At 42.8% G+C, this 18,434-nt stretch carries 19 protein-coding genes; 14 read left to right on the top strand and 5 right to left on the bottom strand.

Annotated features, from left to right (window positions below):
• Positions 1–63: 63 nt before the first annotated feature.
• Positions 64–585, bottom strand: a complete 522-nt coding sequence (locus ACYQ3Q_RS09795; RefSeq protein ID WP_459928386.1) for an NADH-quinone oxidoreductase subunit NuoE family protein — start codon at positions 583–585, stop codon at positions 64–66.
• Positions 586–958: 373 nt separating this feature from the next.
• Between ACYQ3Q_RS09795 and ACYQ3Q_RS09790 the strand changes: the two genes are divergently transcribed.
• Together ACYQ3Q_RS09790 and ACYQ3Q_RS09785 are read left to right on the top strand one after the other, a co-directional pair.
• Positions 959–1,393: a MerR family transcriptional regulator gene (locus tag ACYQ3Q_RS09790; protein WP_459928385.1), complete on the top strand. Its 435-nt coding sequence runs from the start codon at positions 959–961 to the stop codon at positions 1,391–1,393.
• Positions 1,394–1,438: 45 nt separating this feature from the next.
• Positions 1,439–2,677, top strand: a complete 1,239-nt coding sequence (locus tag ACYQ3Q_RS09785; protein ID WP_459928384.1) for an acyl-CoA dehydrogenase family protein — start codon at positions 1,439–1,441, stop codon at positions 2,675–2,677.
• A gap of 236 nt (positions 2,678–2,913) precedes the next feature.
• Here the strand turns inward: ACYQ3Q_RS09785 and ACYQ3Q_RS09780 are convergent, their stop codons facing one another.
• Positions 2,914–3,141, bottom strand: a complete 228-nt coding sequence (locus ACYQ3Q_RS09780; RefSeq protein WP_459928383.1) for a hypothetical protein — start codon at positions 3,139–3,141, stop codon at positions 2,914–2,916.
• Between the two features lie 433 nt (positions 3,142–3,574).
• Between ACYQ3Q_RS09780 and ACYQ3Q_RS09775 the strand changes: the two genes are divergently transcribed.
• The 7 genes from ACYQ3Q_RS09775 (at position 3,575) to ACYQ3Q_RS09745 (ending at position 10,160) form a co-directional block, all read left to right on the top strand.
• Positions 3,575–4,030 (top strand): MarR family winged helix-turn-helix transcriptional regulator, encoded by a 456-nt coding sequence (locus ACYQ3Q_RS09775; protein ID WP_459928382.1) that lies wholly within the window; start codon positions 3,575–3,577, stop codon positions 4,028–4,030.
• Positions 4,031–4,789: 759 nt separating this feature from the next.
• Positions 4,790–6,004: a DUF445 family protein gene (locus tag ACYQ3Q_RS09770; RefSeq protein ID WP_459928381.1), complete on the top strand. Its 1,215-nt coding sequence runs from the start codon at positions 4,790–4,792 to the stop codon at positions 6,002–6,004.
• Positions 6,001–7,287, top strand: a complete 1,287-nt coding sequence (locus ACYQ3Q_RS09765) for a DUF445 domain-containing protein (protein WP_459928380.1) — start codon at positions 6,001–6,003, stop codon at positions 7,285–7,287. The genes ACYQ3Q_RS09770 and ACYQ3Q_RS09765 overlap by 4 nt, the downstream gene beginning before the upstream one ends.
• A gap of 300 nt (positions 7,288–7,587) precedes the next feature.
• Positions 7,588–8,817, top strand: coding sequence for an ammonium transporter (locus tag ACYQ3Q_RS09760; protein WP_459928379.1), 1,230 nt, complete (start codon positions 7,588–7,590; stop codon positions 8,815–8,817).
• 138 nt (positions 8,818–8,955) lie between these two features.
• The gene (locus ACYQ3Q_RS09755; RefSeq protein WP_459928378.1) at positions 8,956–9,297 is read left to right on the top strand and encodes a P-II family nitrogen regulator; all 342 of its coding nucleotides are present in this window, start codon (positions 8,956–8,958) and stop codon (positions 9,295–9,297) included.
• Between the two features lie 359 nt (positions 9,298–9,656).
• Positions 9,657–9,800 (top strand): hypothetical protein, encoded by a 144-nt coding sequence (locus ACYQ3Q_RS09750; protein ID WP_459928377.1) that lies wholly within the window; start codon positions 9,657–9,659, stop codon positions 9,798–9,800.
• A gap of 81 nt (positions 9,801–9,881) precedes the next feature.
• Positions 9,882–10,160, top strand: coding sequence for a hypothetical protein (locus ACYQ3Q_RS09745; protein ID WP_459928376.1), 279 nt, complete (start codon positions 9,882–9,884; stop codon positions 10,158–10,160).
• A 148-nt stretch (positions 10,161–10,308) separates the two neighbouring features.
• Here the strand turns inward: ACYQ3Q_RS09745 and gdhA are convergent, their stop codons facing one another.
• The 3 genes from gdhA to ACYQ3Q_RS09730 all read right to left on the bottom strand — a co-directional run bounded on the left by gdhA (position 10,309) and on the right by ACYQ3Q_RS09730 (position 12,509).
• Positions 10,309–11,646 (bottom strand): NADP-specific glutamate dehydrogenase, encoded by a 1,338-nt coding sequence (gene gdhA, locus ACYQ3Q_RS09740; protein WP_459928375.1) that lies wholly within the window; start codon positions 11,644–11,646, stop codon positions 10,309–10,311.
• 282 nt (positions 11,647–11,928) lie between these two features.
• Entirely contained in the window at positions 11,929–12,183 is a 255-nt protein-coding gene (locus ACYQ3Q_RS09735) for an ion channel (RefSeq protein ID WP_459928656.1), read from the bottom strand.
• Positions 12,099–12,509, bottom strand: a complete 411-nt coding sequence (locus ACYQ3Q_RS09730; RefSeq protein WP_459928374.1) for a hypothetical protein — start codon at positions 12,507–12,509, stop codon at positions 12,099–12,101. Before ACYQ3Q_RS09730 ends, ACYQ3Q_RS09735 begins: the two co-directional genes overlap by 85 nt.
• A gap of 591 nt (positions 12,510–13,100) precedes the next feature.
• Here ACYQ3Q_RS09730 and clpP point away from each other — a divergent pair.
• From clpP to ACYQ3Q_RS09705, 5 genes are all read left to right on the top strand, one after another.
• On the top strand, positions 13,101–13,721 hold the full coding sequence (gene clpP / locus ACYQ3Q_RS09725) for an ATP-dependent Clp endopeptidase proteolytic subunit ClpP (protein WP_459928373.1): 621 nt from the start codon (positions 13,101–13,103) through the stop codon (positions 13,719–13,721).
• A gap of 255 nt (positions 13,722–13,976) precedes the next feature.
• Positions 13,977–14,861 (top strand): UTP--glucose-1-phosphate uridylyltransferase GalU, encoded by an 885-nt coding sequence (gene galU, locus ACYQ3Q_RS09720; protein ID WP_459928372.1) that lies wholly within the window; start codon positions 13,977–13,979, stop codon positions 14,859–14,861.
• A 278-nt stretch (positions 14,862–15,139) separates the two neighbouring features.
• Positions 15,140–15,883 carry a hypothetical protein gene (locus ACYQ3Q_RS09715; RefSeq protein ID WP_459928371.1) on the top strand — a complete coding sequence of 248 codons (744 nt, stop codon included), beginning with the start codon at positions 15,140–15,142 and terminating at the stop codon, positions 15,881–15,883.
• Positions 15,884–16,398: 515 nt separating this feature from the next.
• Entirely contained in the window at positions 16,399–17,076 is a 678-nt protein-coding gene (locus ACYQ3Q_RS09710) for a hypothetical protein (RefSeq protein ID WP_459928370.1), read from the top strand.
• Between the two features lie 180 nt (positions 17,077–17,256).
• Positions 17,257–18,315, top strand: coding sequence for an acyltransferase family protein (locus ACYQ3Q_RS09705; RefSeq protein ID WP_459928369.1), 1,059 nt, complete (start codon positions 17,257–17,259; stop codon positions 18,313–18,315).
• The last annotated feature ends 119 nt before the right edge of the window (positions 18,316–18,434 follow it).

The raw sequence follows: 18,434 nt of genomic DNA, 5'->3' as shown, positions 1-18,434 counted from the left end.
TTCAAGTATCGCGCCTCAAATAGTTTCAAGTATCGTGCATTGCGCCTCGCATAGGTTCGAGGTTCAAATATCGCACTTCGTTCCTCGTACCTCGCGCATCGCTTCCGGGCGATACTTAGCAAGGACCTGGTTCACATCCTCGGTACTTTCCAGACGTCCATGGACTTTTCCATCCATCGTCATGACAGGAGCTAGGCCACAAGCTCCAATACAACGTACAGACTCCAGAGAAAAGAGATGATCCGCCGTGGTTTGTCCAGTTTTAATACCTAGCTGACTCTCGATTTCCTGTTGTAACTTTTCAGACCCTCGCACAAAACAAGCAGTACCCATGCAAACGTTCGCTACGTGTTGTCCACGGGGCTTCATGGTAAAGAACGAATAAAAACTCACTACGCCATAGACCTTGGCCGAGGGAATGTCCAATTTCTGAGCAATATGCCACTGCACCTTATCGGGCAAGTAGCCAAAGAGTTCTTGAGCATGATGGAGAATTAAAATAAGGTTTTCTTTTTTGTAGGGCAGGCCATCGATATAGTCATCCAACTGTTGATAGGGATCTTTAATCAAGGGGTTATTACACATGGGAGTCCTCCTTCAGTAAGTTATGTATGTCCGGCTATTCACAGCTCTAGACATTTCCTTTCTCAATGCGGAAGGTAATTAACACGCTGAGACCTAGATTTAATATAGTTAAGCCGTAGGAGAAGGTTAAGACTCTACCTGAAAGGGTTTGCTTTATAGTTCCCAATTTTCCAAGATTTACGTATAGGTTTGGCAGGATTTTGGAACGGAACCTTTAGAAAAATATCTATTTTCGACATTAAAGCTCTTGACGTTTACGTAAACTGGTGTCAGAATATTTGTAATAGCAAACCAGGTACGCATAAAAATTTGATAGGAATTGTTGTCCAAGAACGTTGCTTATACGTGATTATTCTGAAAGGAAGTGCATTTTTTGGTTGCGGAACAGCCGCTCGTAAGTATTTCCAATTTAGCCCAAGAATTACTAATTACAACGAGGACCATTCGTTATTATGAGGAAATGGGCTTGCTAACCCCATTACACCACGAGAAAATGAGCCAGAGATTATATGGTCCACGTGAGAGAGCTCGCTTGACGTTAATTCTTCGGGGTAAAAGATTGGGTTTTTCTCTGGCCGAAATTAAGGAAATGCTTGATCTCTATGATATTGATCGCACAGAAGGTCTCCAACTGGAACGTACAGTAGCCTACGGGGAAAAGCGTCTCAAGGAGCTGGAAGAAAAGATCCAAGAACTCATCCTTTTGAAAGAGGAGTTACTGGACTATCATCAGCAGTTTACAGAGTTATTGCGGAAACGGAATCAGGAACATCAATCTAAAGAAGGTGACCCTAGCAACGATAGTTAGACAACTAATGGATAAGGAATTACCATGAACAAGGAGGAGAGAAAGATGTTCGATTTTCTTTTGACAGATGCCCAAAAGGAACTTCAGAAAGAAGCGATCGCCTTCGTAAAAGAGAAAGTACCCAAGCAGTTAATCCTAGATATGGATGCCGAGAAAGTAGTTTATCCTGGCGAATACATTAAAGACCTTGGGGAAGCAAACCTTTTAGGTTTGCGTTTTGACCCACAGTATGGAGGGCGAGGGTTAAACTGGGTTGACGAAATAGGGGTCTTGGAGGAGATCGGGGTCTTAGGTACTAGTCTGGCCTGCCTTTACTCGCTACCTTCCATTGTTGGGGAAGCGCTCGCTCGTTTTGGTTCGGAAGACTTAAAACAGCGTTATCTAAAACCCACCTTAGAAGGGAAACTCTTCACAGCTGAAGCATTGACTGAACCCCGGGGCGGTTCAGACTTCTTTGGCGCAACCACTGTAGCGGTACGAGATGGAGAGGATTTTATCCTAAACGGTCAAAAGCGTTTTGTGGTCGGTGCTGAGGGTGCGGATTATTTTATGGTGTATGCCAAAACTAATCCAGAAGGCAAATCTCATGAAAGCATGAGTGCCTTTATCGTTGACAGGGGTCCAGGCGTTGAGGTCGGGCATGTTTACGGACTTATGGGCACCCGGGGTGGTGGCGCAGGAAGAGTTGTTTTCAAGGATGTGCGAATTCCGAGCAGAAATCTCTTGGGCCAAGAAAATGGAGCAACAGAAATTTTCTATCAGATGATGATCCCGGAAAGACTGACTAGTGCGGCTGGAGCCTTAGGTATGGCTCGGGCGGCCTTGGAAGTAGCGGCAGTATACAGTACCAAACGTAAGGCTTTTAATCATACCATCAAGGATTTTCAAGGAGTTAGTTTTAAGGTTGCTGACTCTATCACTCGCTTAGATGCCGCAAGAGCCTTGGTCTATGCAGCAGCTCGAGCTATTGACTCGGGTGTACCAGCAGCTCAGGGCAGACGTTTAGTCTCTGAAGCTAAGAAATTTGCTACTACTTCGGCTTGGGCTGTGGTCAACGATGCCATGCAGATCATGGGGGGGATCGGCTATACTAATGTCTATCCTGTCGAAAGGCTCTTGCGGGATACACGTTTGATCATGATTTGGACGGGTACGAACGAAGTAATGGATCTGATCATTCAGCACGAATATTACAAGGAGTTAAAAACCCAGATGGCCAACCACCGATCAATTGAAGAGGATGCCCTAAACGCACATTTGACGGAGGAGAAAATCTACGAATAACCGCCAATGAAGCATACGGCATCACTAATAATGAAGGCCAAAGACTCAGGCATATGTTTACGAGCCTGAGTCTTTTTGCGCATATTTGTAAGGGTTAACTGTATCAAAGAAGAGAATAGGTGAATACTAATTGACATAAACTATTTATGGGAATTATAATAAGGCTATCAAGAGACAGTCCGCTGTTCAAGCGGATTTTATTTACAACGTTCACTCCGTAAGCTGCGTAGACCAAACTAACGCTCAAAGCCGTCCGCTCCGACGAGTTCCCGGCAATTAGCATCCGCTGGCCAAGGATGGCCGAGTGTCGCCGGAACCAAGGATGGTGGGAGGCGACCTTGCCTCAGTTGCCGGTTGGAAACGTCCTGTTTCCAACTCGTCTCCGCTGCCTGCTTTTCGCGAAGTTTGGTAAGCAACTCGCTTAAGTCGTTCTCTTTTGTAAATAAAATCCACGTGATGCTCATGAGAATAAAGAAAACTTGGCTAGCGCCAAGCCTTCAGGCGCCGGCGATAGCCTTAGTTGCTTATACTTTCTGACTAGTACGAGAAACTTACAAGCCTGCTTTCGAAGAGACCCGTAATCTTAGCCCGGAGAGTTGCGATTACGGCAAGCGAGCCCTCTACGTGAGCAGATAACCAAACTTAGGCCAACCTGCTCTTTCATGGCGGGGCGGGATCCAAGGATGGATCACGCGCCAACTGAGACACGGTCGCCTCCCACCATCCATGGTTCCGACGACACTCGGCCGTCCATGGCCAACGGATGTCGAATTTGGCGGAACCCCGCCCACTTGCATCCAGCAGGTTAGCCTTTAGTTTGGTCTGCGAGCGTAGGGGCGGAACGGCTGTAACGCAACTCTCCGCAGCTGTATCGCAGACGTTAGGAGTGATATACCCATGACCAAGGAAAAAGAAGCTGCTCTCATGGAAGAGACAGACCAATTGTTTAGGGCAGTTTGGAAAAAGTATCAATATTTTTTGATGCCTGAAGACAGTGACTTATCTATGCATCAGATGATGTTCTTAAGGTATCTGGAACGTCGCGTTATCTGTACGCCGTCTGATATTGCCCAACAGTTTGGGATTACGTTGGGGGCAGTAACTGGCTTTGTAGATCGTCTATATAAGTTAGGTCTTATCACGCGAACGCGAAGCGAAGAAGATCGCCGCGTGGTGATAATTCAACTTTCCCCTCAAGGTATTGAACCCTTAAAGGCCTTTGAAGAGGAAAGAAAGACTAAGTTTGCCCGCATATTTAAGAAGCTAGATTTCCCTCAAGTTGCAGAACTGAACAAGGTTTTGCAACAGTTAAACCTTGTGCTGGACGATTTAGCTAGCTCAGATAAGAAATAACAGAGGCATTAATCAGTTAGAGAAATACCCACTACAGACAGGAGTTTTTTGGGGTGGCAAAAAGGTTTATGGGCCCAAAGGTAATCTTGTATATAGTATTGGCAGCAGGAAGCAAGATAGGCTCAAACACTAAGATACTGGTACAAGAATGAAAAATAGACTAAAATAAGGAGGAAGTGTCTTAGCATCCTTCGGCGATACTCTATCCTTCGCCGCGAAGTGTTCCTTTCGGGATCAGCGGCTTCGGCGATACTCTCCACTGGAGACTATCGTACTGGAGACTATCGTACTGGAGACTATCGTACTGGAGACTATCGTGTTCCATTGCTATTCGCTTGTCGCTCAACCTAAACCGCAAAACTTCTGGGCTTTCTGGTCGAATGCTATGCCGTCACGGCGCCTTGCCGTCACGACACCTTGCCATCCATGGCGGTGTTCTAATCTCAACCATCCTTGGTTGAGTCATGGCGGCGCTCTAATCTCGAACGTCCTGTTCGAGTCTTGGCGCATTCGACACTTGGCACGTCCTGTGCCGGCGCATGTGAACAGTTGTGGTTCTTAACGGTTGATCGACTGCGCTCATTGACGCAATTCCACTCACATGCTCTCTAAGCTAAGAAACTCCCTCTGGCTTTTGGGGTCGACGGGGGTTTGGAAGCGAATGGATGAGTGTGGCGCTGGCGTCTTTGAAGAAATGCGCTGGGTGTGGAGATGGATGTAGATGTAGATATTCATTAATGTTTGTAGGTGGGAAGAATAATGACGAAAATAAATAACACCCAGAGTGCCAATCTCACACTGGGAGGAATAACTCTAGGGTTTTTAGTTAGTTATCCGTTCCATGGCAGTTTCATCGGCGGGCTTATCTCAAGCGGATGTAGTGCTGGGATGATCGGAGGGCTTGCTGACTGGTTTGCCGTGACGGCTCTTTTTCGACGTCCGTTAGGAATTCGACCAGGCAAAGTAGTGCGTACGGAGATTATTCCCCAGAACCGAGAACGGATTTTTACAGCCTTGGCAGATATGGTACAGCATGAATTACTATCAAAAGACGTACTCCGGCGTAAACTATCCGTCTGGGATTTTTCAGAGGTGCTGATTCGAATCATCGCAGAGCCAGACGTTCGAAAGACCATCTATCATCTATTCGCTATTCTTGAGAAAGACTTAAGGAACCAACTTGAGACAGAAGGAAGTAATCCTAAATTTCAAGGCTTGCTTCAAGAAAACCTAAGTAGTTTGAATCTTGCCCAGACTCTAGCGGAAGTCCTCGAATTTTCTCTGGAACATAGCAATGTCGATCAGGTATTAAAAATCATTTGCCAGACAGCCGATCAGTATTTGGATCAACCTGTGATAAAGGTTGCTCTAATAACTATGATTGAAGCGGCTTTAGCAAGGTATGGTGAAGATAATCCTGCCCGAAAAATGGTTGGAAAGTTCCTCCCCTCACCCTATGTTTTGGCGCAAGGTCTTCAGGATAAAGTTAAACTCTTATTACAGGATGGCACTGTTGAGTCTTGGCTTAAGGCTTCCTTACAGAGCTTTGTGTTAGAACTTAAGACAAAGCCATCGTTACAAAACGATCTAAACCGCACAATTTATAAAGTATTAAATAAGACAGGGACAAGCACTCCCAATTCATCCTTGACCCACTCCATACTCAGGCGTTTTCTAAATGAGTTAGGGGACAATTGGGATCGTTACTTAGGGAAATTTGAACAGAATAAAGAACTTAGGATCAAAGTGGATGAACGGGTTAAACAAATTCTCGAGATCCAGATTGGATTTCACCATCATGCCATCGGGCGCCTAGTTCGTGAAGGTCTAGACCCTTTGACGGATGACAAACTCGTCAAGCTGATTGAGGAAAAAGCCGGTAATGATTTGCAAATGATTCGAATCAACGGGTCGGTAGTCGGCGGTTTGGTCGGAATGATAATTTATGTGCTTGGGGTGGTGTTTCGCTCATGAATTATCATAAAAAAGCAAATATCACCTTAGCGGCAGTCTTTTTATTTTTTGTGGGAGCAGCGGGGTTAGAATACTATTACCCCAATAGTTTCGGAATTAGTCTGATCTTTTTCGTTTCGGAAGCAGCATTAGTAGGTGGGATTGCCGATTGGTTTGCGGTAACAGCGATTTTCAGAAAACCGCTTGGTTGGGGTTACCACACGGCCCTAATCCCGAGAAATAGAGAAAAGGTAATTGAAGCGGTCGCCTCCATGGTGCAAAAAGAACTTTTAAGTATGGATATGATCCGTATGAAAATTGAAGGAATTCCCTTTATAGAAACACTTCTTAAGTACGTCGAAAAGGAAGGCGGGTCCAATTATCTTACAGAAAAGTTAACGTTCTATATCCGGGGCTATGTGGAAAAACAGAATTCAAAGCATCTTGCCCATAAACTAGCAGAGTTTCTTCGTGAGTATGCGAAGACCTGGAACTTGGCGTCGAGGATTCAAGATATGAGCGAGTGGGCTTTGGAGCAAGGTTATGTCGATCTAGGTATTGATCGCTTAACGGAAGGATTGTGGGATAAAGCTTCAGAAGGGGAAACCCGGCAAGTTATTATTCGTTACCTTGAGGGAATTAAAGAAGAAAAAGTAGCGAACGGTGGAGCGATATTTCGAACAATGCTGGGCTTTATTGAAATGTCAGATGGTTTGAATCTTGAGGAAGCGGCCGAAGCATTACAAATAGAGTTGCTATTAACCTTACGCAATTTGAAAGACCCTAAACATCCACTGCGTATCAGCCTGAAGGATACCTTCGAAGCTAAAATAGCCGAATTAGAGCGAGATATTGAGTTTAAGACACAAATTGAGCAGTGGAAAGAGGACGTCTTGGCAGAGGCTTTGTTTGAGAGATTCTTAGAATCAGTGATACAAGCGATATTCGGAGCGTCCGAGCTGAATGCGCTGCATCGTGCACTGCACCCCTTCATTAATCAGCATTGGGTAAACGTCCAGGAAAATAAGGTGCTTCAGAAAACGATCAATGCCTTCATTGCGGACACCTTATGTAGAGTAATTAAGAATGAACATGACTTGATCGGAAATATAGTCAGAGAGACCTTAGCAACCTACACTGACCAGGACCTTAATCAATTTATAGAAGACAAGGCAGGTAACGACCTGCAATGGATTAGGATTAATGGCTCAATGATCGGTGGAGTCGTGGGGCTCATCTTATTTTTATTTTTGAAGTTCATCTATGATCCTATCTTGAGTAGTTTAATGAACAATATCCAATAAACCCGCTAAGTCAAACATCGTATATCGATGTACAGTTAGTTTCAGATTCTCCGACTAAGACTTTCCGCTTCAAATTCCGACTCTCTGGTTTCTGACCTCTGACCTCTGAAAGAGTATACAGGATTCATGAAAGAATAGTATTGTAAAACATTCCTTCTTCATGCTAGAATATCAAACATAAGGTGTGCACAACCGATTACCCATGGGTAAGTAAATATTGAAGGCAAAGCAATGGCGCTTTGAGGATACTCGTAATGAGTAACTCAAAGCGCCTTTTCTTTATAACGAGGAGGAATGATGATGGATACGGGAGATACAGGATTTATTATGATTTCGACAGCACTGGTGTTTCTTATGACACCCGGTTTAGCACTTTTTTATGGTGGTATGGTCCGTAAAAAGAATGTTCTCAGTACCTTGATGCATAGTTGGATCATTATGGGTATCATGTCTTTGCAGTGGATTTTGGTGGGATATACTTTGGCCTTTGGGACAGACTATCACGGTTTAATTGGCGGCTTAGACTGGCTGGGGTTAAATGGAGTTGGTATGGAGCCTAACCCAGATTACGCAGCTACCATCCCTGCACTTTCATTTATGGCCTTCCAGATGATGTTTGCAATCATCACTCCCGCTTTAATAAGCGGTTCTATCGCAGAACGGATGCGTTTTCCAGCCTTCATAGCATTCATACTTTTGTGGGCGACCTTTGTTTACGATCCTTTGGCCCATTGGGTCTGGGGTGTGGGTGGTTTCTTAAGGACTCTCGGCGCGTTAGACTTTGCTGGAGGAAACGTGGTGCACATTAGTTCGGGATACTCTGCCTTGATAGCGGCCTTAGTGCTCGGAAAACGCAAAGGGTTAGGTAAAGACTCCATGGCGCCGCATCACGTTCCAATGACTGTTTTAGGAGCAGGCCTCCTATGGTTTGGCTGGTTTGGGTTTAATGCAGGCAGTGCCTTGGGTGCCAACGGCTTAGCGGCTATGGCCTTTGTAAATACAAATACCGCAGCGGCTGCAGCGGCTGTTGCCTGGGCAGTTGTGGAACGTCTCCATAGAGGAAAATCCACCATGCTTGGCGCAGCCAGCGGCGCAGTGGCCGGTTTAGTAGCTATAACCCCGGGTGCAGGCTTTGTAACTCCGCTCTCCTCCATATTCATTGGCTTGGTCGGTGGAGCAATTTGTTATCTAGCAATTAGTATTATTAAAGCAAAGTTTGGATACGACGATGCCTTAGATGCCTTTGGATGTCATGGAATAGGTGGTACATGGGGAGCTTTGGCAACCGGGATTTTCGCTACCACAACTATTAATCCGGCTGGTGCAGACGGCTTGTTCTACGGGAATGCGTCACTCTTGGGAATCCAGGCGATGAGTGTTGGAATTACAGTAGTATTTACGGTGGCAGCAACATTTGTCATCATGAAGGGGATTGCCCTCGTCATGAAGCTTCGTGTCAATGAGGAGCAGGAATCCACAGGTTTGGATTTATCATTACACGGTGAAACTGCTTACTCTGAATTCGTCTAATAGGCAAGTTGTGCAAGTTGGGGACGGTTTGTGACTTGCACTCAGAATATAAGGCAAGAACTTGGCCGTAAGGACAGCGTCAAAAAGGATAGTAAAGAGTGAGTTAAGTTAACTCAAATTGCTTAGGAGTGATGTATGATGAAGAAAATTGAGGCGATCATCCGACCCGGAAAGCTAGATAATGTAAAAGATGCCTTGGGAAATCAGGGAGTTAATGGTTTGACCGTCACCCAAGTAATCGGGTGCGGTAAACAAAAAGGGAATACACAGATTTATCGGGGTGTGGAATATAACGTTCATCTAATCCCCAAGGTGAAGATTGAAATCGTTGTATTAGATCAATATGTAGAAGAGGTTATTCAAATTATTAAGAAAGAAGCACGAACTGGTGAAATCGGAGACGGCAAGATTTTTGTAACTGCTGTAGAAAATGCGTACACTATAAGAACCGGAGACAGTGGAGAAAAATCGTTATTATGAAAATGCTTTCTCAGGTGGGGTAATTACAATCATATTTATATTGTCAATGAACGTAAAAAAATACGAGACAAAAAGTCCGTTTGCCCATTGGCATGCGGACTTTTTGTCTATGTATAATAATCGAATTTATACCAAATTATGGAACAAAAACAACTCGACTACGTATAATGTATCAAAGAATGAAAGGGGGATTCAAAATGGCATTCGGAGCAGGCGGACTTGAAGGAGCTCATGGTGGCATTGGCGCTGGTATTGCGGCCGTAGTAGTAATAATTTTGCTCCTTATCGCAATGGGAATTGTATTCTAAATCCTTTATAGCATAAGCCAAGAATTAAAATTTTGAAGGAGGTATAAGAATATGTACGGATATGGTTATGGTGCTGCTTGCGGTTGCCGCGTAGCTGCCGTTGCCCCCGTTGCTTGTGGTACGGGTGTAGGCGTAGGTGTAGGGATTATTGCAATCGCAATATTAATCTTGATTGCTTTGGGAGTTATCTTCTAAAAAACATCTGAAAGATGAGGCTTCCTATTATTGGGAAGCCTATTATTGTTTAGCCCGTGTATTTAAGGAGGTGGATGAAGTATGTCGATTGGAGGACCTAACCTATTTAAGAATCAAAATATCCCAAACCTTATGCAAAGCTTGGGACAAAACCCATTTCCTATGAGAGGTCTCGAACGCTTTATGCAGAGACGAGGAATCAAATTCCCAGAATTCCCTCAAGGAGGAACTTTTCAGGGACTGAATTCAAATGGGCAGGCAGGAAGTTTATCAGATACTTTGAACGCACAAGTAGCGCCGGAGAAAAGTGGAGGAATAAAAGCATTCCTTAGCAGATTCAGCAGTAAATTTACCAAATAATATTGCATTGAACGGTGGAATTCTTTATTTAAACGATATTAAGTGATGCTCAGAATTATGAAAGCAAGATTTAAGTTTAAAACGAGGCACCCTGGTAATTCAACCAAGGTGCCTTTCCTTCTATCTGCATATCTTATTAACCCTTATTTTAATAAGCAATTCCTTGAGAATACATGGCAGTTGCGACCTTGATAAAGCCAGCGATATTTGCACCAACTACGAGATTGTCTTCTTGACCGTATTCTTTCGCGGCTTCACTGGCGCTTTTATAAATGTTGATCATAATGTCTTTAAGTTTGGCATCAACTTCTTCAAAAGACCATGAATATCTCATGCTATTTTGAGACATTTCGAGGGCTGAAGTTGCAACTCCACCGGCGTTAGCTGCTTTAGCAGGGCCGAAGATTACTTTTTTATCAATAAAGAGATCAACCGCTTCAGGAGTAGAAGGCATATTCGCTCCTTCACCGACAGCGTAGCAGCCATTAGCGATTAAAGTCTGAGCAGCTTGTCCGTCTAATTCGTTTTGTGTAGCACATGGGAGAGCAATATCGCACTTAACGCTCCAGATGTCAGCACACCCATCGGTGTAAGTTGCACTTGGGTGAGAGTCGATATATTTGCTGATTCTGAGTCGATCAATTTCTTTGATTTGTTTAACGGTATCAAGGTTTATACCTTCAGGATCAAAGATATAACCATTAGAATCACTCATTGCTACAACTTTTCCGCCTAAATGGGCAACCTTTTCAGCTGCATAAATAGATACATTGCCTGATCCAGAAATGCTAACAGTCGCACCTTTAAAGGATTTGCCTTTAGCATTGAGTGCTTCTTCCATAAAATAGCAAAGTCCATAACCGGTGGCTTCAGTTCGCACTAAGCTTCCACCCCAGGTTAATCCTTTACCAGTAAGAACTCCGGTGAATTCATTACGGAGTCTTTTGTACATTCCATAAAGATAACCTATTTCACGCCCACCGACACCGATGTCACCTGCGGGGACGTCTGTATCTGCTCCAATATGTTTAGCTAACTCAAACATAAAGCTCTGGCAGAATCTCATGATTTCTCCGTCAGATTTACCCTTCGGATCAAAATCACATCCACCTTTAGCGCCACCAATAGGGAGACCTGTCAGCGAATTTTTAAAGATTTGTTCAAAGCCAAGGAACTTAATGATACCAATATAAACGGATGGGTGGAATCTTAAACCGCCTTTGTAAGGACCAATAGCGCTATTAAATTGTACTCTGAAACCACGGTTCACTTGAACTTTTCCACTATCATCAACCCAGGATACTCTGAAAACAATTTGCCTTTCTGGCTCAACAATTCGGCTGAATATTCCAGCCTCTACCCATTCAGGATGTTTCTGAGCAACTGGATCAATAGATTCTAAGACTTCTTTTACCGCTTGGTGAAATTCGGTTTCGTTTGGGTTTCTTTTCACAACTTGTTCCATTACATCCGCTAAAATTTTCATCTTTAAATTACCCCTTTGTAATTAATAGATTTTTATTTCGCCTTTTATCTTATATCTATTTTTGTCCAATTATAAGTAGCTATATGAATGAATTCATAATACATGATGAGCCCATCGCTAAGTAATAGACAAGGGGGAAGTTGTTCTGAACTATCCCCTTTGATCCATACATCACAGACTCCCACTTCCCTAACCGAGAGTTCCATGCTCAAATTCGGTAGTAGGCTCCTTCTTCGCTGCGAAGTGTTCTTTAGATGCCTAGCTTTAGCTGAACGAATTCTACTAATTTTTCTGAGCAAGAAGAAGCTGGATTGTTGTAGCCATGGTAAACAGGTTAAAGGCTGTCTCTATGGCGACCAAAGCACGCGCCGTCACACCATTCGGCAGGATATCGCCTAAGCCCGCTGTTGCAATCGATGTTGTACTTAAATATAAAAACGAGAAGAGTTGAGTCAAAAAATTATCTCCCACTTCCCCTTTAAAACTAGATGGAGAAAATCGGTAGAGGAGAAGGTAATTTGCGCCAAAAAGTAAGATGATCGAGACAATGGCCCCCCGATTGGAAGGAATAGATGATCATAGGGAGGGCGGGAGTCCTTCAAGATTTTACCAATTGCGAAAGAAGCAGCCACTGCAGCACCTGCACAATAACCCACAATAGCTAACTTAAGGAAAGTACCCCCAGAACATTCGCTAAAGTTATTCTTTCGTGAGACCCCTACTTCTTCAAGTGGGAGCGAGACCCCGTATTCTGCTTCAGTGGGAGTAGACTCCCCCTGACCCGCGAAGTGTTCATTTTGGGATAGAGCGGCTCGGCGAAACCATCCACAGGAAGCTTTCGTCACCGGAGACTCGATGTTCAACTTTCGTTGAACAAGTTCATTTTTTTCACCTGAAAAAAGGCTTAAGAATAACGCTCCGGCTGCCCCAAAAAGTGCCGGAGATAATAGTTCCTAATAGTCTAGTTTGAGTGTCTTATTAATAGGATGGATAAGGAGGAACATGCTTCTTAGATTGTTCCACGTTTAAATCGACCACCTTTCCGTGGATGATTAATACCAGTATATTCCACATTAAAGATTAGGTTAAAGAAGAATAGTCTGCAAAGAATTCTAATAGAAACATTAATAAGTACCCATGGTAACGCTCTAATCTCGAACATCCCCTCCTTCGAGCAATAGCCAGCGCATTGTAATTAAGGTGACGAAACAGGACGTGTTTAGTGTTGAATGCGTATTGGATGGCGTTGCATTCGACTGGCCGCCTTCGCTAATGCTGATAGAATGTTAATACGTGCGAAGACAGTGTCTTCGGGGGCCAGCCAAGATTTCTTTAATAAAGTTCAAGAAACCATTTGACCTTAACTGACCTTTGTACTAAAATAAAGTTAATCGGCAAGAATATAATAAGTAAATTGAAGTAATCTGAATAAAAGAGAATAGGGGGAATTGTGAATGGGTTATCTCGTCCCAATGGTAGTAGAACAAACGAATCGTGGGGAGCGCTCCTACGATATATACTCCCGTCTATTAAAAGACCGAATTATTTTCCTCGGTGGTGGGATCGATGATGATGTGTCCAATCTTGTCGTGGCACAAATGCTCTTCCTTGAAGCAGAAGATCCCGAAAAGGATATAAATCTTTATATCAACAGCCCTGGAGGTTCGATCACAGCTGGTATGGCTATCTATGACACTATGCAGTACATTCGCTCAGATGTCCGTACCATTTGCATCGGTATGGCGGCCAGTATGGGTGCTTTTCTGCTGGCGAGCGGTGCGAAAGGGAAACGGGTCGCGCTTCCCAACTCGGAAGTCTTGATACATCAGCCGTTAATCGGCGGACATGGTCTCTCTGGACAAGCGACTGAGATTGAAATTCACGCTAGGCAATTGCTGCGGACCAAAGCGAAGATGAATAGAATCCTCGCGGAAAGAACTGGGCAGCCTATTGAAAAGATTGAAAAAGATACTGAACGGGATTATTATATGACGGCAGAAGAAGCCAAAGAATATGGAGTCGTTGATCAAGTCTTAGAAAAAGCCAATCCTGCTGAAGAAAAAAATAAGGTATAAGTAGTAATTACTATATTTAAAACGCAAAAGTGATAATATTGCTCTTGCGTTTTATTTTATTTGAGGGTAGCGGCGAAGGTAGTAAGATACCTTCGCTTTTGAATAATTTTACATTTTACTTCAATAAATGGAAGGGATTTAAACCCCTATGTCGAAAACATTTACAGAGGCAATACGAATTAATTGGCTTACTGTTATATATAATTAAGAGGCAAATGAACTTAAAAATTGAATAAAACAAAGGAGAGTTAAAAGATGCGAAAAATTCGAAAAGCAGTAATTCCGGCAGCCGGGCTGGGAACCCGTTTTTTGCCAGCAACTAAGGCTCAACCGAAAGAGATGCTGCCTATTGTCGATAAACCAACCATTCAATACATAGTGGAAGAGGCTATTAAATCTGGAATTGAAGATATAGTTATTGTTACAGGGCGGAACAAGCGGGCTATAGAAGACCACTTCGACCGCTCAATGGAATTAGAAGCCTATTTAGAAAAGAACGCCAAAGATGAACTCTTGGATTTGGTACAGGATATCGCTCAGTTGGCGGAGATTTATTACGTCAGGCAAAAAGAGGCGTTGGGTTTGGGACATGCAATCTATAGCGCTCGGAAGTTCATTGGAAATGAACCGTTTGCAGTTCTCTTGGGAGATGATGTTATCCACTCCGAAGTGCCTGCACTACGTCAAATGATGAATCAATACGAACGTTACGGAGCAAGTATCGTTGGGGTTCAGGAGGTTCCGCTCGAGGATATCTCTAAATATGGGATTGTGGACGGCGAAAAATTTGCGGATCGGCTTTATCGTTCCAAGGATATGGTGGAGAAACCACGTTCGGAAGATGCTCCCAAGACACACTTAGCTATTATGGGGCGATATATCCTAAATCCTGAGATTTTTAATATTTTAAGTGTCCTTCCAGCAGGCAAAGGTGGGGAGATACAACTTACCGATGGAATTAAGGAGCTTGGTCGATATCAGGAAATTCTTGCTTATGAATTTGAAGGTCGGCGGTATGACGTCGGTGACAAATTGGGTTTTGTGGAAGCAACGATTGATTATGCACTGCGCCGAGAAGATCTTTCAGAGGAACTTATGAACTACCTTCGAACCCTGGTTCGCAAATTTGACCTTGTATAAAGGAAACAAGAATTCCCTCCATTGTTAAGACTGTTAACAATGAGAGGGAATTTTTCATCATAACAAATTGTTCGTTAGATTCGCCTAAAGCGCAAATTATTCTGGATAATGCTGCCTGATCCTCGCGAATTTAAACGATGAGGAGCTATCTATTAGTTTTCAGGAAAATAGAGAACGGAAAATGGGCTACGCACTACAGCAAAAACGACAACCTTTTCTCCCAATAATTGGTAATATACTAACGTACCATAATAATGAATGAAGGAGGGAAGAGACCAATGATACCAATCGACAAAAAGAGGATAGTGACCTTAGCGGGAACTTTAGTTCTAGCGGGTGCTGTTGTTGCTGCTGGGGTTTATGGTCCCAGTGTCTGGAAGGTTTTCAGACAACAAAGCGCTATCACTGACCAACTAGTCATTCAGACTCCAGCAGTTAATGGCGCTAATGGCAGCAACGGAACAGTTTTGCCAGAGGGAACTGCCCCACCTGCAACATCGGGTGTTGCCCAAACAATTACAGTACCGACAGCACCCCTTACACTCAACGCGCCTCCCCAAGGCGATGTCGGATCAAAGAACAAATATCGCGAACCGGATACCAAACTGATCAATTTGGCACCTTCGGTTACAATGTTCTTCGGTGAGGCGGCCTTAAGCAATGATGCTAAAACGTTAGTCTTCGGTTCTGCATGGAACATCCACCAATATGTAGACGGTTATCTTTATGGACCGGCAGCGGGCCCGCAAATGAATGAACAAGATATTAAAAAGTACATTGTATTCCACAAAGCATTGTTGGACAAGCAGTACAAGAATGAAGCGAGCGCTGCCAAAGCTGTGACCTTTACTACTTACTTCGATATTCTCCTTAACAGTGGAATTGACGCCTTCGATTCGAAAGATAAAACGAGGATTGAACAATTCCATCAAGGAATTCATGACCTTGATTCCCAGCTTATGCGTCATGATGCAAATTCCAAGATCTACGGAGCGACGCCATTTGCAACCAAACGAAATTAATTCAGGCAACATACAAGGCAATTGAAGCAGGAATGAGATATTGTTTAGTAATAGTAGCTTATGCGATAATAAATATGCTGAATGTTTCCAAGGTGCAGATGGCTTATGAGTAGAAAATGGATAAATGCATAGACTCAAACAATCTAAATTTAACATAAAAATTATTAATGAATAAGTTCTTTTAATAAAACATTGAAATTGCTTGCAAGCTGATCAGAAAATTTAGGGAGGGATTGTTAATATTAATAGACTAATAGAATAGAAGCTTTAGGAATATAGTGGTTGAATTGAATAGGCAACTAAACTCAGTATACTGTGACCTTGTTTTACAAGGTTGAACGCTGAAGTTAAGGGCTGAATAAAACTAAATATCCACACAAGGCTTGCCTAGATCAGACAGGCCTTGTGTCTTTTTTGTCCGCTCAATTCCTGATAAATATAACAGATCATGTCTAAGATCTCTTTAGCCTGGTAAAAATAGTAATAAAATCCATTTGAAGGAGATTTTGGTCTTTATGCGTAAAATGAATTACTTATTTGGAGCCTTGGCATTAGGTCTTGGTATACTGGTCGGGACAGTAGGTGTATCTTTAATCACGAATTCGAGTTCTCCAACGTCTTTTATCTCTAAACTGCGTGGCGAAGATAAAATACAAACAGTTTCCGGAGTGGTAAATAATCCAGTTCAAACCCCTCCAATCCAAAGCACCCCAACGGATGGTCCATTTGAAAATCACGTAGTAAATAATCTGAACGAACCAGAAAAAGATGATACTTCTAGCTCGCATAATGGAGAATCCCTTTTGGCCCAACAAGTCATTACGGACTACAAGCAGAATATTGGAATTTTCTTTGGGGCCTGGAAATCAACAGATATGGCCACCTTCCGACAAAAGCTAGCTAAAGCTTATACGGGGGATTTGTTTGAAAAACATGCACGGCGAGCAGAAGAATATTTAGTTCAAAGTATTGGAATCGACGTCAGTGAAATAAACTTTGATCAAGTAGATGTGGAAAGTTTAGGTGAAAACACAGCCACCCTTCGCGTCGATTATCGTTACACGGCAAGAGATTATAACTTGACGGATAGAACAGCAGTTGGGGAAGAGCATGAACAGATCGTGCAGGTTCGAGTTAATCTAGTGAAACAAAATAACCGCTGGTTGATTACGGGTGAGAGCACAATCCAGTAAGTTCCAAAGGACTATCGTCAAAAATAAAGTGACAGATAGTCTTTTTTTATGCGCTGGCCATTGCTCGAACAAGAATGTTTTCGAGATAAGAGTACCTTGATGGTCATAGCCAAGTTTCCTTTAGTAAAAAACCATGGTGTATGATACTATGGTTCAGAGAGGAAAGAGGGGGATTGGATCGTGGGTGCCGTCAATGATTTGAAATCAGAACGGATTGAATGGGTTGATATCTTAAAAGGTCTAGGGATTCTGTCAGTAGTTTGGGGGCATTCAGGAAGTAAAAATGCATTTTATATGTTCTGGTTTCACATGCCACTGTTTTTCTTTATTAGTGGTTATTTATATCGATTAAAACCGCAACAAACAGCGCTGGCCTATGCCAAGAAAAAAGCACAACATTTATTAGTTCCTTATCTTTTTTACTTAACACTTTTGACACTGACGATGATGGGTTTAGGCCTATGGAAAGGTCAAACGATAGGGTATTTTTTACAGGGTCATTGGAAAGCATTTTTATTAGGTGGGAGCCTCTTGGAAGGTGTTTACGCAACGTTTTGGTTCACAACATGTTTGTTTAGTGTGCAAATAGCCTATGATTATTTATGCCGAAAGGTCCCTTCGGTGTTCTATAAAGGAATATTTTTAGTAGGGTGCTTTTTATTGGCCTATTGGGAATCCCGCCATTGGGTGGATAGTTTTGTTCCTTGGAATGTAGATGTTGGATTATATGCTCTTGTTTTCTATGCCTTAGGTCATTTAATTAAACAATATCAAATATTGGATAATTTACTCCTCCGAAATATGATTTTTGGATTATCCTTTATGGTTCTATTAGGCTTTATTTATCTTTATTCTCATCAGATCCTTGATTATGGGTTAGATATGAAGCATCGACAATACTATTACTTTGGGACCAATCTAATCCTGCCTCTGGTTTTCACATTATTACTTATTAAAATTAGTATGATTTTTACTCACTGGCCACTTATCAAGAACTCCCTAGTTCGCCTTGGGAGAGCGGCCATGGTAATCATGTATTTACACATAGCGTCAGTTTATCTAGTTCGCCAGTTTATCGCAATTACGCCAATCCGCTTCCTTGTAGTGGGAATTATTATCCCATTGCTTATTTATATAATAGCAAAACATGTTCCATACGGAAAATTTTTAGCGCTCGGAGAGGTTGAAGAAGGTTTTAGACCGAAGTTTCCCGAATTTTCAACTAAGAAGTACTACTAAATTACTGATTAAGTACTAAAAATACTAAAGTACGTTACTCTAAGTTGATAAATTCCGACAGTCGTCTGCATAGATCCCTGACCCCAACCCGGATCTTCCTGCATCAGACATATAGTTAG

This window comes from Desulfosporosinus burensis, from assembly GCF_054657535.1.
This window is presented reverse-complemented; position numbering and strand designations above follow the sequence as displayed.